Origin of the sequence: Ensifer sp. 22521 (genome assembly GCF_052044795.1) — a bacterium.
In the GTDB taxonomy this organism is placed as follows: Bacteria; Pseudomonadota; Alphaproteobacteria; order Rhizobiales; family Rhizobiaceae; genus Ensifer.
In genome coordinates this window covers 115,348-128,966 of the sequence record NZ_JBQENM010000007.1, presented here as the reverse complement: position 1 = coordinate 128,966, position 13,619 = coordinate 115,348, and the positions used below count along the sequence as shown (strand labels likewise).

The window sequence follows — 13,619 nt, the reverse complement described above, 5'->3', positions numbered from 1 at the left end:
CCGCCGCCGCCTCCATGGAGGAAAAAGGATATCGCGTTTCGCCCACGGCAAGCTCCAGATCGTTTAGATTAGCAGCCTCTACGTGAAAAACCGTCTGCGATCAACTTGCGAAAATCCTGCCGATCGGAGCCTTCGAAATCAGGGCCGCACGGGATCGTTGGCGAGCAGGATCGGCTGCCCGTGCGGCGTCGCTTCCGCCGCCCGCTGCCAGCTCAGCGTCAGGTGGTCCAGCTCACGGCCAGACGCGATCGAGAGCTCGGTGACGAGGCGCGAGAGCGCGGCTACCCAGCAATCGTAGTAGTCGCTGGCATCCGCCTTGCGGCCAGGCTTGTAGAGCTCGGCCGAAAGCGCCTCGGCCCATTCCGGCCAGGAGAACACGCCCCTTTCGTGCAGGCGTACGGTCATGGCGAAGGCGTTCGCCTGCCAGGGCTCGGCGAAGACCGGATCGCCCTCCGGCGATTTCGGCAGTTCGGCCGAGGCTATGAGCGGCGAGACCACCTTACACGTGTTCAAGGTAGCTCTCCCAGGCATCGATCGAGACCGTCAGCGTCGGGTCGGCGCCCTCGCCCCAGATCTCGGGCCCATCGAAGACGACGGTATAGACCCATTGCGGATTTTCGCCGCGACCATGGGCGTTGTCATCAGGGAAAACGAAGAAGCCCTGCACCGTCTCCACCCGGCCGAGCTTGGCGCGGGCGTAGCGCGGCAGCCGCGTGTGGGTCTCCGGATTGAAATTCTTCGTCTTCACCCGGTCGCCGGCAGCAAAGCGCGGCAATCCTTCGGCCGGGCGGTCGCAAGGCGCGCCCTTCGCCAGCACGCCGGCCACCATGTCGGCCTTCAGCACCCGCTTCGGGCTCGCACCCGGCTCCAGCATATGGCCGCCATCGAGCTCGGCTTGGGTGACGAAGCCGTGGCGCTTCAGCAGCGTCTCCAGCGCGCGGGTCCAGATCTCGTAGTAGCTCGCCGAAAGATAGGTCGCCGGCGGCAGGCTTTCGCGCGCATGCCGGCTTTCGTCGATCGTCCAGGCGCCGAACGCGCCGCAGGAGAGCGTGACCCCCAGCGCCCGCTTCTCCCATTCGCCGTGGAAATAGGGCTCGTCCTTTTCCGGCGCCACGGGGCCGAGGCCGTGCGCGCCGCCGAGATCGTGCGGACCGTTCATCGAAACGCCTCCGCGGCAAGTGCCAAGCCCGTGCCGATCATGGAATCGCGCGTCACCAGTTCCGCGAGTTCGTCCTCGCTGAAGCCTTCGGTGCCTACCGGCCGTACCGGCACCACGAGATAGCGCAGTTCCGCGGTCGAATCCCAGACGCGGATTCGCGTCGTCTCCGGCAAGGTCAGGCCGAACTCGGCGAGCACCCCGCGTGGGTCGATGACGGCGCGCGAACGATAGGGCGGCGCCTTGTACCAGACCGGCGGCAGGCCGAGCACGGACCAGGGATAGCAGGAACAGAGCGTGCAGACGACGAGGTTATGGGTGTCGGCCATATTGAACACGGCGCGCATGTGCTCGCCCTGCCGGCCGGTATAGCCGAGGCTGGCGATCGCTTCCGTCGCATCGCGCTTCAGCCACTCGGCAAAATCGGGATCGACCCAGGCCTTGGCCACCACGCGGGCACCGTTGCGCGGGCCGATCTTCGTTTCATAGGTCTCGACGATCGCGTCGATCGCCGCCGGATCGATCAGCCCCTTCTCGGTCAGCACCGTTTCCAGCGCCTTCACCCGCGCTTCCATGTCGGTGAAATGGTTGTCATGGTGATGATGGTCGTGATCGTGACCATGATGGTGTTCGGACATTGCCTGGCTCCTCGCAACGGCGCACCCCTCGGGCGCAGACGGCGCTGCCTCCTCACTCGCGCGATAGTGGTAGCTGATGAAATCCGGATTCGAAATCGAATTCATCAGCGACCGGCGACCAGAATTGTCACCGTAACAAGTCCGGTTCCATGCGAACCGGCAGCATTGAAAAATGCGCTATTATGTAGGATCCACCAACGCGCGAGGCTAAAGCCAGCAAGAGCGCCGTTTTCCACGTATGTTGCAGTAACGTAATTGCTATTTCACGGCCTCGTGAAAGGGTTCACGCTGTCCGATTTGCAGACCCGCTGACTCAAACTCTCATGAAGACAAACTTGTCCAAAAGGTACTCGCGGAGCATGCTCGGGAGTCGGGAAACGTGCATCGCGCCATAGACATCCGGCAACGTGGTGTTGTCCGCGCCAATCCAGAGTCTTACTCAACAAATGGAGGGCAGCATGAAACCTATTAGAAGCAAGCTTCCACTATTTGCAGCTCTTGTCGCCGCAACCATCGTCAACGGCGGAAATCCAGCTTTTGGCCAGACGGCGACCGAAATCCCACCGATTCTGGTTACCCAGGATAAAGTAGAGTCTCGCATCGGTACGCTCAATTTCAAGGATGGCGCGCCGAGTGCAGACACCGTCGACAAGGTTTATGACACGCTTGATTTCACTCGCGCCCTTGACGCGTTCCTCAACAGCTATGGCGGCGCATCGGCCTATGCGATCCGCAAGGGTCTTCTCAGCATCGGCGCAGAGGACAACACGGTCACCCTTTACCCTGAACTGATGGATTCGAAGTCGCTGTTCCTCACGGCCAATGCCGATACCGTCTACTATTTCAGCATCGTGGATCTGACGAAGGGGCCGACCGTGGTCGAGCAGCCTCCTATGGGGGTAGGCACGATCAACGACATGTGGTTTGGCTGGATCATCGATGTCGGGTTCCCCGGTCCCGACCGCGGCGAAGGCGGAAGATACCTGCTGCTGCCACCCGGTTATGACGGTCCGGTTCCGGAAGGTGGTTTCTATGTTGCGCGGTCGAAGACGAACCGGGTCATCTATGCATCTCGCGGTTACCTTGTAGACAACGATCCGAAGCCGACCGTCGAGAACATCAAGAAAAATATGAAGATCTATCCCTACACGCCGGGCGGTGTCGGCACGAGCATCGCAACGGCGCTCGAAGGCAAAGTCAGGCTTGAAGTGAATCCGCCGGTTCCTGAAACCAAGTTCCTCGAGGCGAGCGGCAAGGCGTTCAATACGATCCCCCCAAGCGACTATTCGTTCTTCGAGATGATCAACGCCAATGTTCAGGCCGAGCCGGCCGATTCCTACGATCCGGAACTTGCAGGCCAGTTGGCAGCCATCGGTATCGTCAAGGGCAAGGAATTCAACCCGGACGACCGGATGAAGAAGATTCTGACCGATGCAGCAGCGGTGGGAAACGCGGCCAGCCGTGTGTTGAACTGGCGTTTCAGCGGGCCCCATCCTGATTGGTCGTACTATCCAGACTCAATGTGGGGAAACATGCTGTGGCAGGGTGGCGCAAATTTCGAAACGCCGCCGCCGATGATCACAAAGGACGGCCTGTTCGACCCGCTACCGCCGACTGGCGCGCGTACCCTCGATTCCAAGACGGCCTTCTACTTCGGCTACACGCTCGACTCGCCCGGCATGATCATGCGGCTCCCCAAGGTCGGGTCGCAATATCTCATGGGTTTCCTGGACGCCAACAAGAACGACCTCGACGGCGGCAAGACCTACAAGGTCACGCTGCCGAAGGACATTCCGGCGGCAGCGTTCTGGTCCTTCACGCTCTACGACAACCAGTCGCGCTCGATGCTACAGACGCCGCAAGGCTACCCGCGCGCCGGCAGCCAGAGCTATCCATCGCCTGCCGCGGAAGCGGAACCGGATGGCTCGACGACGATCTATTTCGGCCCAACCCAACCCGAGGGGGTGAAACGCGGCAACTGGATCCAGACCATGCCCGGCAAAGGCTGGTTTGCGCTCCTGCGTCTCTACAGTCCGCTGGAATCGTTCTTCACGAAGGAATGGCGGCTAAGCGAGATCGAACTCGTGCCCTGATGGTGGGAATGTGGGAGCAATGCTGACAAATCGCGGCGGAAGTAGCCTCCCGCGAGGTGCGACGTGATCGCGAGAATTCACACCACCGCTGCGCCTTGCCCATGTGATCGGCGCCGCCGTGCTTTTCGGCACCGGCGCACCCCTCGGGCGCAGACGGCGCGGCCTCCTCACTCGGGCGATAGTGGTAGCTGATGAAATCTGGATTCGAAATCGATTTCATCAGCGACCGGCGACCAGAATTGTCACCGTAACAAGTCCGGCCGCGACTAAACTTTGACGATACATGATGCTTTCGCGCGCAACCGCCTCCGCTATTCTGGCAGCATGAAGGTTCTGATTCTCGGCGCCACCGGCTTCATCGGCTCGGCCCTCCTCGATCGTCTTGTCAGCGACGGACACATGGTAACCGGCCTTAGCCGCAATGTCGCCCGCGCGCGGCTGAAACGGCCTCAGGCACAATGGTTCGCCGCCGACCTCGCCGACATGCGCGCTGCCAGCGACTGGCGACGGTTGGTCGAGACCCATGACGTCATCGTCAACTGCGCCGGCGCGCTGCAGGATGGTTTGGCCGATGATGTCGGTGCGACCCAGGAGACGGCGATGCTGGCGCTTTATGCGGCGGCGAAGGCATCGCCGGTGCGGATCGTCCAGATCTCCGCACCCCAGATCTCAGCGTCATTGGGCGGCGCCGGCAGCGACAGCGCCTTCCTCGCCACCAAGTTCCGTGCCGACAAGGCGCTTGCGGCAAGCGGCGTGGCGCATGTCATCCTTCGGCCGGCGCTGGTGCTTGGCCGCAACGCCCATGGCGGTTCGGCGCTGCTGCGTGCCCTTGCCGCCCTGCCCTTCGCCATCCCGCTCGTGCACGTGGGGTCACGCGTCGAAACGGTCGCCATAAGCGATGTTGCGGAGGCCGTCAGCGCGGCCGTTGCCGGGTTGATGCCCGAAGGAAGCGATCTCGTGCTTGGCGACGAGACACCGCCGACGCTTGGCGAACTCGTGGCATTGCACCGTGAGTGGCTTGGCCTGCCCGCCGCCAGAACCGTCTCGTTGCCCGCAGCACTTGCAGCACCTGTCGGTTTCCTTGCCGATATCGCCGGCGGGCTTGGCTGGCGTTCGCCGCTGCGCTCGACCGCGCTTTCGGTGATGGCAGGCGGCGTTTCTGCCGCGGGTTGGCCCCGAGCCCCTGGCCCGTTCCTGTCCGCCCGCCAGAGCCTTTCAGCCAATCCATCGGGCGTTCAGGATCTCTGGTTCGCCCGGCTCTACCTGCTGAAGCCGCTGATGGTCGTCGGGCTTTCGCTCTTCTGGCTGCTGTCCGGACTGATACCGCTTTTTGCCTTCGACGCTGCTCGGCAGCATTTCCTGCGGTTTCTCACCGATGGCCCGGCCACGGCGATGACGCTTGCAACCTGCCTTGCCGATATCGCCCTTGGCATTTCCGTCCTCGTCCGCCCCTTGGCGAAGCGTGCGCTGCTGGGCATGCTCGCGCTGACTTTCGGTTATCTCGCCACAGCAAGCCTCGTCGAACCCACACTCTGGGCCGAACCGCTCGGACCGCTCGTCAAGGTCCTGCCTTCGATCCTCGCCACACTTGCGACGCTTGCCATTCTGGATGAACGCTGATGCTGCTCGAAGATGTGCTGCGCCTTGCCCATGTGATCGGCGCCGCCGTGCTCTTCGGCACCGGCGCAGGCATCGCCTTCTTCATGTTGATGGCCCGGCGCACCCGCGATGCACGATTGCTCGCCCATGTCGCCGGAACGGTGGTCATCGCCGATACGGTCTTCACCGCCACGGCCGTGGTGATCCAGCCGATCACCGGCTATCTGCTGGCGACGAGCGTCGGCTGGTCGCTGACGGAAGGCTGGATCGTGTTGTCGCTGATCCTCTATGTGGTCACCGGTCTCTTCTGGCTCCCGGTCGTCTGGATCCAGTTGCGGCTGCGCGATCTTGCCCGTCTTGCAACGGCAAACGGTGCGTCGCTGCCACAGGAATTCGACCGGCTCTACGCCATCTGGTTTGCCTGCGGTTTCCCGGCCTTCCTGGCCGTGACCGGCATTTTCTGGCTGATGCTCACCAAGCCGCAATTCGCACTATTTTAGCATCGGCCAGAGGCTGACGACGAGCAGTACCGCCATGGTGATGTTGAACCACTTGAGCCGCGACGGCTCCGACAGCCATTGGCGGAGCGCCGAGCCGAAGCCTGCCCAGGTGGAAACGCTCGGCACATTGACCAGCGCGAAGACCAAGCCGACGACCAGCACGCTGAAGAGGTAGCTGTCGCTGCTGGTATAGGTCGCCATCGCCGAAACCGCCATGACCCAGGCCTTGGGGTTGACCCATTGGAAGGCGGCCGCCTGCAGGAAGGTCATCGGCTTGGCGCCGGCCTTGCCTTCGCCGAGCGAACGCGAGGTGCCGATCTTCCAGGCGATCCAGACGAGATAGGCGCCGCCTGCGAATTTCAACGCCGTGTAGAGCAGCGGCACGGAGTGGAGCAGCGCGCCGAGACCGAAGCCGACGGCGATCAAGAGCAGGAAGAAGCCGGCACCGATGCCCAGCATATGCGGAACGGTACGCACGAAGCCGAAGTTCACGCCCGATGCGAACAGCATCATGTTGTTCGGTCCCGGCGTGATCGATGTGGTGAACGCAAACAAAAACAACGCCAGAAGCGTATCGGCCTGCATGGTTTCCTCCGGCTCAATTGGGTCAACATAATTGACCTATTGACCGGCACCAGTCGCGAACTTGTCACCGTGACAAATTGACGACGGCCATCTCATCGACCTTTACGCGAAATTAGCCGGCCGCAGCGCGATACTGCTTTGCCCGACGGCGTGGGCTCGAAAGCGCGATGCTTTGCGCTAGATTGCCGATCGGACCGACCAACCGCCCGTCCAACCTATACGCCTGCGAGGAGAGCCCGATGCATGATCCGATCCCGACAACCACGCTACCCGATGGCCGCCGCGTGCCCGTGCTCGGGCAAGGCACGTGGCGCATGGGCGACGCGCCGTCGCGCAAGAACGATGAAGTGAAGAGCCTGCAGCTTGGCCTCGATCTCGGCATGACGCTGATCGACACCGCGGAGATGTACGGCAATGGCGCCTCGGAGCGCATCGTCGGCGAAGCGGTCAGCGGCCGGCGCGACGAGGCCTTCATCGTCAGCAAGGTGCTACCGTCGAATGCCAGCCGAACCGGCACCGAAGCCGCCTGCGAACGCAGCCTAAAGCATCTCGGTATCGACCAAATCGACCTCTATCTCCTGCACTGGCGCGGCGGCTATCCACTTGCCGAAACCGTCGCCGCCTTCGAGGCGCTGAAAAAGGCCGGCAAGATCGGCGCCTGGGGCGTGTCGAATTTCGACGTCGACGACATGGAGGAATTGCTTGCGGTGCCGGACGGAAAGAACGTCGCGGTCAACCAGGTGCTCTACAACCTCTCGCGCCGCGGCATCGAGTTCGACCTTTTGCCCTGGTGTCAAAAGCGCGGCATCGCAATCATGGCCTATTCGCCGCTCGACGAAGGCCGGCTGCTGCGCCATCCGGATCTCATCCACATCGCCAAGGCGCATCAGGCGACGCCATCGCAGATCGCGCTTGCCTTCCTCAAAACCCGTCCCGGCGTGATCTCGATCCCCAAGACCGGTTCGGCGGACCGCGCCCGCGAAAACCGCGACGCGATGGACATTCACCTGACGGCGGAAGACCTCGGCGACCTCGACCGCGCCTTCCCGCCGCCGAAGCGCAAGCGATCATTGGAGATGATCTAACCAGCCGCCAGCTTAAGCATTACCGCAGCAACCCGCGCAGGACAGGACAGGCCTTTCTCTGGCCGGTCAGTCCTTCCGGACCTGCAGCGATACGTCTGAGACCGGCGCGCTTTCGCGTATTGGACGGCAGCTTGATCGCCGAAGCCAGCCCCAGGCGCGAAAGCAGGCGGATGAACCACCAGCCCAGATCGATCTGCCCGTCCTCGATCCCGAGCCTGGCGGATTCCGGAAAGGCGTGGTGGTTGCCGTGATAGGCTTCACCGAAGGTCACCAGACCGAAACGCGGCAGGTTGTAGCCCTGCACCGCGACGCCATCGACGCGCCACCCCTGCTCGCCGCCGCGATGGGCGAAGTGACCGACCAGCCAATGACCGGTGAGCGAGACGGAAACACGGACCGCCACGCCCCAGATCACCCAGGAAATGCCACCGAAGACGAAAAGCACCAGCGCCAGCGGCGCCTGCTGCAGCATCCATGTCACTTCAAGGAAGCGATAGAACCGATCCTGCGCGACACGGTCTTCAATGATAAATCGCGGCGGATGATCGAGCGCGACCACGCAATGCATCTGCCAGAAGGCGTCCTGAAGGAAAGGTCGGCGGTGCGCGAAAAGATCGTGGCAGGCCTGCTGGCGCTGCGCCCAATCGCGAATGTCATGGGCGTAGATCATGCCGAACGGCCCGGCCATGCCGACAAGCACACCGAAGGTGACGAGGATGCGCTCGAGCCAGAGCGGCGCCTCAAAAGAGCGATGGATCAGTAGCCGGTGCATGCCAACCGAATGGCCGAGGCAGATCGTAAGGGCCGTCAGAACGATGAAGATCACAAGGGCGTCCACCGAAAACGTCATTGGCGCACCGATAACGGCCACGAGCGTCATTCCGGAGATCCAGAGCGACTTGCCCGGAACCCAGACGACCCGGCCGTTCACCGGTTCGCTATCGCGCAGCGCTATCATTCTGCCAGTCGACACGACATTCATGGCACCCTCCACAACAAAACCCAGACCAGTTTTCAGGCAACACTGAAGGACCCGGTTGAAAACAACCGGCGCAGAAGTTATTTAGGAAATAAACTAATTACATATTTACCCGCGAATAGGTATTTAGGCAATATCCTAATTACCTATTGATCGATCTGCCGGCGACAAAGGAGATGTTGTGAACGACGACACGCTTAACCAGGATGCAGGCGGTTCGGCGCAACGTGTGTTCAACGCACTATCGTCGCTGCATCGACGCAAGATACTGGCCTATCTCTCAGCCTCCAGCCTGACGGCGGGCGAGATTGCCGAGCGCTTCAACATGAGCAAGCCCTCGGTGTCGCAGCATCTGACGGTGCTGGAGAACGCCGGCTTGATTGCCAAGGAAAAGCGCGGCCAGTTCGTTCACTACACCATCGTGACCAACAATCTGATCAACACGCTGAACGGTTTTGCCCAGGAGGTCTGTCCGGTCAGCCGTCCTCTCAAGCGGGAGAGCGAAGCGAAGGCGAAGTCAAAGTAGGACAGCCCTCATCCGGCCTGACGGCCACCGTTTCGCCTGCGGGAGAGCGAAATTCGCCACACCTGCGAGAACCGCGACGTGATCAACAGACACCTCTCGGCGGAAGACCTCTCCGAGCCTGACCGTGCCTCCCGCTTCCTCGGTGCAGGCGGTCATTGGAGATGATCTGAGACCTCTGCCTTCCCTCCAGACCAGCCCCTCATCCGGCCTGCCGGCCACCTTCTCCCCGCCTGCGGGGAGAAGGAGATGCGCCGCGCCCGCTCGCCTCAACGGCATCCATTGGCAGCGTGCTCGTCCCTGAAAGGAACCTAGGGCTGCAGCAGCGCACAACCGCGTCCCCTCTCCCCGCCTGCGGGGAGAGGGCTAGGGTGAGGGGCTGTCCGGGGGGCGGACAGCCCGTGTAACCCACGCTGGAAATCATAGTCCCTACGGGCCGCGGTTCACCGCGGCGATGCCGTTGCGGCAGACTTAGGTCAGCCGGAGCGGCTCCCGATCTCCACCACCACCTTGCCCTTGGCGTGGCCGGATTCCAGATAGGCAAAGGCTTGCGCTACATCCTTGAGCGGAAATACGCGGTCGATGACGGGCCTGATCGCCTTGGCCTCGATGAGATCGGCGAGCTCGGCAAGTTCGGCACCATCAGGATGCATGAACAGGTAACGGTAGGTGACGCCATGTTTCCTGGCGACGGCACGGATCCGGTAGGAGGCAAGCCAGAAAAGCGACCTCAGGAACAGGCCACGGTCGAGGTCCTTGCGCGCCGTTTCCGGCTCGGGCATGCCGGCGATGGAGACCACTTTGCCGCCGCGCTTGACCACGCCGAATGACTTCATGAGCGTTTCGCCGCCAAGCAGATCGAAGGCGCCGTCCATGCCGCGCAACTGTTCCTCGAACCTTTCTGTCGTATAATCGATCACCACATCCGCGCCGAGCTCTTCGACAAGCGCACGGCCACGGGGCGACGCCGTCGTCGTTACCTCCGCCCCCAGCCATTTCGCCAGCTGGATGGCGAAGGTGCCGACGCCGCCAGCACCGCCGGATATGAAGATCTTGCTGCCTCGGCCCACATGAAGTTCGTCGCGCAGCGCCTGCAAGGCCGTGAGGCCGACGAGCGGAACGCCGGCTGCCGTGTTGAAATCGATCGATGCGGGCATCTTCGCCAGAAACTGTTCCGGCACGACGGCAAATTCGGCGAGGCCGCCCATGGCCCCCTTGGGCATGCGCGCAAAGACACGATCTCCCGGCGTGAAGGACGTGACGTCTTCTCCCAGCGCCTCGACGACGCCGGCAAGTTCGTTGCCCATGACAACAGGCAAGGGATATCGCTGGACGACCTTGAGCATCCCTTCGCGCGTCTTGTAGTCGACAGGATTAAGTCCTGCGGCATGCACTCGGACAAGCACCTCGCCGTGCGCCGGCCGCGGACGCGGCACGTCGCGTAATTCAGCAGCATCAGGACCGCCGTATCGTGTCAGCACGAATGCCTGCATTGTCGTCGAGCTCATCCGGCACCTGCTATCGTCGGATTTTCTATCCGGGATTCATCGGCGAGAAATGCCGGTGAAGTCAACAGCGCGCCGGGTGTCCGGGCGGCTTCTCCGGGCTTCCGCGGGCCCCTCATCCGGCCTGCCGGCCATCTTCTCTCCGCCTGCGGGGAGAAGGAAACGCGTGGCAGCCGCCCAGTGCAAAAGCACCGTTTGCGACTGAGTTCACGCGGGCTGTCACGGCGGATCGCAGCGCACCTTGCGTCACAGGTTTTGAAGAATTTTTTCGCGAGCGGGCCAAAAAGATAGGGCTGGCTCAGCGCCAGCGCCCCTCTCCCCGCCTGCGGGGAGAGGGGCAACCCCAGTTTGAAGAGTGAGGGGCAATCCAGCCTAGGGCAGCCTCGCACGCGGAGCGCACGTGACCCTCCTCACCCGCCGCAAAAATCACATGCCCTGCGGGCCGCGGTTCATGGCCGCAATACCCGTGCGGCAGACTTCGATGAGGCCGAGTGGCTTCATGATGGCGATGAACTGCTCGATCTTCGACGGCTTGCCGGTGATCTCGAAGACGAAGTGATCGATGTTGGCGTCGATGACGGAGGCGCGGAAAGCGTCGGCGAGACGCAGGGCCTCGACGCGGTGGTCGCCCGAGCCATGCACCTTGACGAGCGCCAGTTCGCGCTCGATCGGCCGGTCGTGGCCTAGGCTTGCGGCGCGCACCGTCAGGTCGACGACGCGGTGGACCGGAACCAACCGTTCGAGCTGGTTCTTGATCTGGTCGAGCACATGCGGCGTGCCGCGCGTCACGATGGTGATGCGCGACAGGTGCGCCTCGTGTTCCGTTTCCGAAACCGTGAGGCTTTCGATGTTGTAGCCGCGGCCGGAGAACAGGCCGATGACGCGGGCAAGGACGCCGGGCTCGTTGTCGACGAGAACCGAAAGCGTGTGGGTTTCGGCGAGCTCGGTCTCCTTGGCGATGAAGTAGGCGGAGCCGGTCGGTTGAAGGTGTGCGTTCATTTCGGTTGGTTCCTCTACCTAACTCAGACGAGCTGACGGCCCTTGGCGTCGATCGCGTTGGCGACCGCTTCGTCCGTGGCTTCGTCGGGCAACAGCATCTCGTTATGCGCCTTGCCCGAGGGGATCATCGGGAAGCAGTTGGCGAGATTGGCAACGCGGCAATCGAAGATGACCGGTGCCGGCGTGTCGATCATCTGGCGGATCGCAGCGTCGAGCTCGCTCGGCTTGTCGCAGCGGATGCCGACGCCGCCATAGGCTTCCGCCAGCTTGACGAAATCAGGCATCGCCTCGGTGTAGGAGTGCGACAGGCGGTTGCCGTGCAAGAGCTGCTGCCATTGCCGCACCATGCCCATGTACTGGTTGTTGAGGATGAAGATCTTGACCGGCAGGCCGTACTGAACGGCACAGGACATTTCCTGGATGCACATCTGGATCGAGGCGTCGCCGGCGATGTCGACGACGAGGCTGTTCGGATGCGCGACCTGGACGCCGATGGCGGCGGGGAAGCCATAGCCCATGGTGCCGAGACCGCCCGAGGTCATCCAGCGGTTCGGCTGCTCGAAGCCGAAGAACTGCGCCGCCCACATCTGGTGCTGGCCGACTTCCGTCGTGATGTAGGTATCGCGGCCCTTGCTCAGCTCAAAGAGCCGCTGGATCGCATACTGCGGCATGATGACGTCGTCGTTCGGCGCATAGGCGAGCGAATTGCGGGCGCGCCACTTGGTGATCATCTCCCACCAGTCCGAGAGACGCGCCTTGTCAGCGCTTTTGGAAGCAGCACGCCACAGGCGAACCATGTCTTCCAGAACCGTGCCGACATCGCCGAGGATCGGCACGTCGACGCGCACGTTCTTGTTGATCGACGACGGGTCGATGTCGATGTGGATCTTCTTGGAGTTCGGCGAGAACGCGTTGAGGCGGCCGGTGATGCGGTCGTCGAAGCGGGCGCCGATGCAGATCATGACGTCGCAGTCATGCATCGCCATGTTGGCTTCGTAGGTGCCGTGCATGCCGAGCATACCGAGCCAGGCCTTGCCGGAGGCCGGATAGGCGCCGAGGCCCATCAGCGTCGAGGTGATCGGGAAGCCGGTTAGTTCGACCAGTTCGCGCAGCAGATGCGAGGCTTCCGGACCGGAATTGATGACGCCGCCGCCGGAATAGATGATCGGCTGGCGCGCGTTGCGCATCAGTTCGACCGCTTCCTCGATCTTCTTCAGATCGCCTTGCTTCTTCGGCTGGTAGCTCTTCTGGGTCGGAACGGCTGATGGAGGCGTGTAGGTGCCGGTCGCAAACTGGATGTCCTTCGGGATATCGACGACGACGGGACCCGGGCGGCCCGACTGGGCAACGCGGAAAGCCTCATGGATGATGCGGGCGAGATCGTTGACGTCCTTGACCAGCCAGTTGTGCTTGGTGCACGGCCGGGTGATGCCGACCGTGTCGCACTCCTGGAAGGCGTCGGAGCCGATCAGCGAGGTCGGAACCTGGCCGGAGATGCAGACGAGCGGGATCGAATCCATCAGCGCGTCCTGCAGCGGCGTCACCGCATTGGTGGCGCCGGGGCCTGACGTGACCAGCATGACGCCGACCTTGCCGGTGGAGCGGGCGTAACCTTCGGCCATGTGGCCGGCGCCCTGCTCGTGGCGAACGAGGATGTGCTGGATATCGTCCTGCTGGTGGATTTCGTCGTAGATCGGAAGCACCGCGCCGCCCGGATAGCCGAAGATATGCTCGACGCCGTTGTCTCTCAGTGCCTGGAGAACGATCTCCGCGCCTGTCATCTGGTTTTCTGTACCGCTCATTGACTTGCTTCCGTCCCTTTTCCCAGTTGGGTGCTTAGCTTGTTTGAAGGCATAAAAAAAGGCCCCGTCAGGAGCCTCGTTCAGCGCATGGGTGGCTACCGCCGGATGGTTACACCATCCTGCCCATGCGCCGTCCCACCACAAGAATAACCGCG

General features: G+C 62.5%; 13 protein-coding genes. 5 read left to right on the top strand and 8 right to left on the bottom strand.

Going from position 1 to position 13,619, the window contains the following annotated elements; translation table 11 throughout:
* Positions 1 to 138 precede the first annotated feature (138 nt).
* Genes ACTJKE_RS12075 through nthA form a run of 3 tightly spaced genes read right to left on the bottom strand, consistent with a single transcriptional unit; the run spans position 139 to position 1,794 of the window.
* Complete coding sequence (locus ACTJKE_RS12075; RefSeq protein WP_058326719.1) at positions 139 to 513, bottom strand: nitrile hydratase accessory protein; 375 nt, start codon at positions 511 to 513, stop codon at positions 139 to 141.
* Positions 500 to 1,159 carry a nitrile hydratase subunit beta gene (gene nthB / locus ACTJKE_RS12070; protein ID WP_058326720.1) on the bottom strand — a complete coding sequence of 220 codons (660 nt, stop codon included), beginning with the start codon at positions 1,157 to 1,159 and terminating at the stop codon, positions 500 to 502. The genes ACTJKE_RS12075 and nthB overlap by 14 nt, the downstream gene beginning before the upstream one ends.
* The gene (gene nthA / locus ACTJKE_RS12065; RefSeq protein ID WP_058321287.1) at positions 1,156 to 1,794 is read right to left on the bottom strand and encodes a nitrile hydratase subunit alpha; all 639 of its coding nucleotides are present in this window, start codon (positions 1,792 to 1,794) and stop codon (positions 1,156 to 1,158) included. Before nthA ends, nthB begins: the two co-directional genes overlap by 4 nt.
* A 458-nt stretch (positions 1,795 to 2,252) precedes the next feature.
* Between nthA and ACTJKE_RS12060 the strand changes: the two genes are divergently transcribed.
* The 3 genes from ACTJKE_RS12060 (at position 2,253) to ACTJKE_RS12050 (ending at position 5,986) form a co-directional block, all read left to right on the top strand.
* Positions 2,253 to 3,887, top strand: a complete 1,635-nt coding sequence (locus tag ACTJKE_RS12060) for a DUF1254 domain-containing protein (protein ID WP_440691866.1) — start codon at positions 2,253 to 2,255, stop codon at positions 3,885 to 3,887.
* A 324-nt stretch (positions 3,888 to 4,211) separates the two neighbouring features.
* Positions 4,212 to 5,507, top strand: a complete 1,296-nt coding sequence (locus tag ACTJKE_RS12055; RefSeq protein ID WP_440691865.1) for an SDR family oxidoreductase — start codon at positions 4,212 to 4,214, stop codon at positions 5,505 to 5,507.
* 2 nt (positions 5,508 to 5,509) lie between these two features.
* A complete protein-coding gene (locus ACTJKE_RS12050; RefSeq protein WP_440691912.1) occupies positions 5,510 to 5,986 on the top strand; it encodes a DUF2269 family protein in 477 nt (158 codons plus the stop codon).
* Here the strand turns inward: ACTJKE_RS12050 and ACTJKE_RS12045 are convergent.
* On the bottom strand, positions 5,978 to 6,571 hold the full coding sequence (locus ACTJKE_RS12045; protein WP_440691864.1) for a LysE family translocator: 594 nt from the start codon (positions 6,569 to 6,571) through the stop codon (positions 5,978 to 5,980). The genes ACTJKE_RS12050 and ACTJKE_RS12045 overlap by 9 nt on opposite strands.
* Before the next feature lie 239 nt (positions 6,572 to 6,810).
* Between ACTJKE_RS12045 and ACTJKE_RS12040 the strand changes: the two genes are divergently transcribed.
* Positions 6,811 to 7,656: an aldo/keto reductase gene (locus ACTJKE_RS12040; protein WP_440691863.1), complete on the top strand. Its 846-nt coding sequence runs from the start codon at positions 6,811 to 6,813 to the stop codon at positions 7,654 to 7,656.
* A 19-nt stretch (positions 7,657 to 7,675) separates the two neighbouring features.
* Here the strand turns inward: ACTJKE_RS12040 and ACTJKE_RS12035 are convergent, their stop codons facing one another.
* Positions 7,676 to 8,638 carry an acyl-CoA desaturase gene (locus tag ACTJKE_RS12035; protein ID WP_440691862.1) on the bottom strand — a complete coding sequence of 321 codons (963 nt, stop codon included), beginning with the start codon at positions 8,636 to 8,638 and terminating at the stop codon, positions 7,676 to 7,678.
* A 178-nt stretch (positions 8,639 to 8,816) separates the two neighbouring features.
* Here ACTJKE_RS12035 and ACTJKE_RS12030 point away from each other — a divergent pair, with 178 nt between their 5' ends.
* Complete coding sequence (locus ACTJKE_RS12030; RefSeq protein ID WP_065374913.1) at positions 8,817 to 9,161, top strand: metalloregulator ArsR/SmtB family transcription factor; 345 nt, start codon at positions 8,817 to 8,819, stop codon at positions 9,159 to 9,161.
* Between the two features lie 473 nt (positions 9,162 to 9,634).
* Here ACTJKE_RS12030 and ACTJKE_RS12025 read toward each other — a convergent pair whose 3' ends face one another.
* From ACTJKE_RS12025 to ACTJKE_RS12015, 3 genes are all read right to left on the bottom strand, one after another.
* The gene (locus tag ACTJKE_RS12025) at positions 9,635 to 10,666 is read right to left on the bottom strand and encodes an NADP-dependent oxidoreductase (RefSeq protein ID WP_440691861.1); all 1,032 of its coding nucleotides are present in this window, start codon (positions 10,664 to 10,666) and stop codon (positions 9,635 to 9,637) included.
* A gap of 423 nt (positions 10,667 to 11,089) precedes the next feature.
* A complete protein-coding gene (gene ilvN / locus ACTJKE_RS12020; protein WP_065374914.1) occupies positions 11,090 to 11,662 on the bottom strand; it encodes an acetolactate synthase small subunit in 573 nt (190 codons plus the stop codon).
* 23 nt (positions 11,663 to 11,685) lie between these two features.
* A complete protein-coding gene (locus tag ACTJKE_RS12015) occupies positions 11,686 to 13,464 on the bottom strand; it encodes an acetolactate synthase 3 large subunit (RefSeq protein WP_065374915.1) in 1,779 nt (592 codons plus the stop codon).
* Positions 13,465 to 13,619 lie beyond the last annotated feature (155 nt).

Excerpts from the sequence above, each read along its gene's own strand:
- nthB (WP_058326720.1), bottom strand. The coding sequence starts at position 1,159 with ATGAACGGTCCGCACGATCTCGGCGGCGCGCACGGCCTCGGCCCCGTG.
- nthA (WP_058321287.1), bottom strand. The coding sequence starts at position 1,794 with ATGTCCGAACACCATCATGGTCACGATCACGACCATCATCACCATGAC.
- ACTJKE_RS12060 (WP_440691866.1), top strand. The coding sequence starts at position 2,253 with ATGAAACCTATTAGAAGCAAGCTTCCACTATTTGCAGCTCTTGTCGCC.
- ACTJKE_RS12055 (WP_440691865.1), top strand. The coding sequence starts at position 4,212 with ATGAAGGTTCTGATTCTCGGCGCCACCGGCTTCATCGGCTCGGCCCTC.
- ACTJKE_RS12045 (WP_440691864.1), bottom strand. The coding sequence starts at position 6,571 with ATGCAGGCCGATACGCTTCTGGCGTTGTTTTTGTTTGCGTTCACCACA.
- ACTJKE_RS12040 (WP_440691863.1), top strand. The coding sequence starts at position 6,811 with ATGCATGATCCGATCCCGACAACCACGCTACCCGATGGCCGCCGCGTG.
- ACTJKE_RS12035 (WP_440691862.1), bottom strand. The coding sequence starts at position 8,638 with ATGAATGTCGTGTCGACTGGCAGAATGATAGCGCTGCGCGATAGCGAA.
- ACTJKE_RS12025 (WP_440691861.1), bottom strand. The coding sequence starts at position 10,666 with ATGAGCTCGACGACAATGCAGGCATTCGTGCTGACACGATACGGCGGT.
- ilvN (WP_065374914.1), bottom strand. The coding sequence starts at position 11,662 with ATGAACGCACACCTTCAACCGACCGGCTCCGCCTACTTCATCGCCAAG.
- ACTJKE_RS12015 (WP_065374915.1), bottom strand. The coding sequence starts at position 13,464 with ATGAGCGGTACAGAAAACCAGATGACAGGCGCGGAGATCGTTCTCCAG.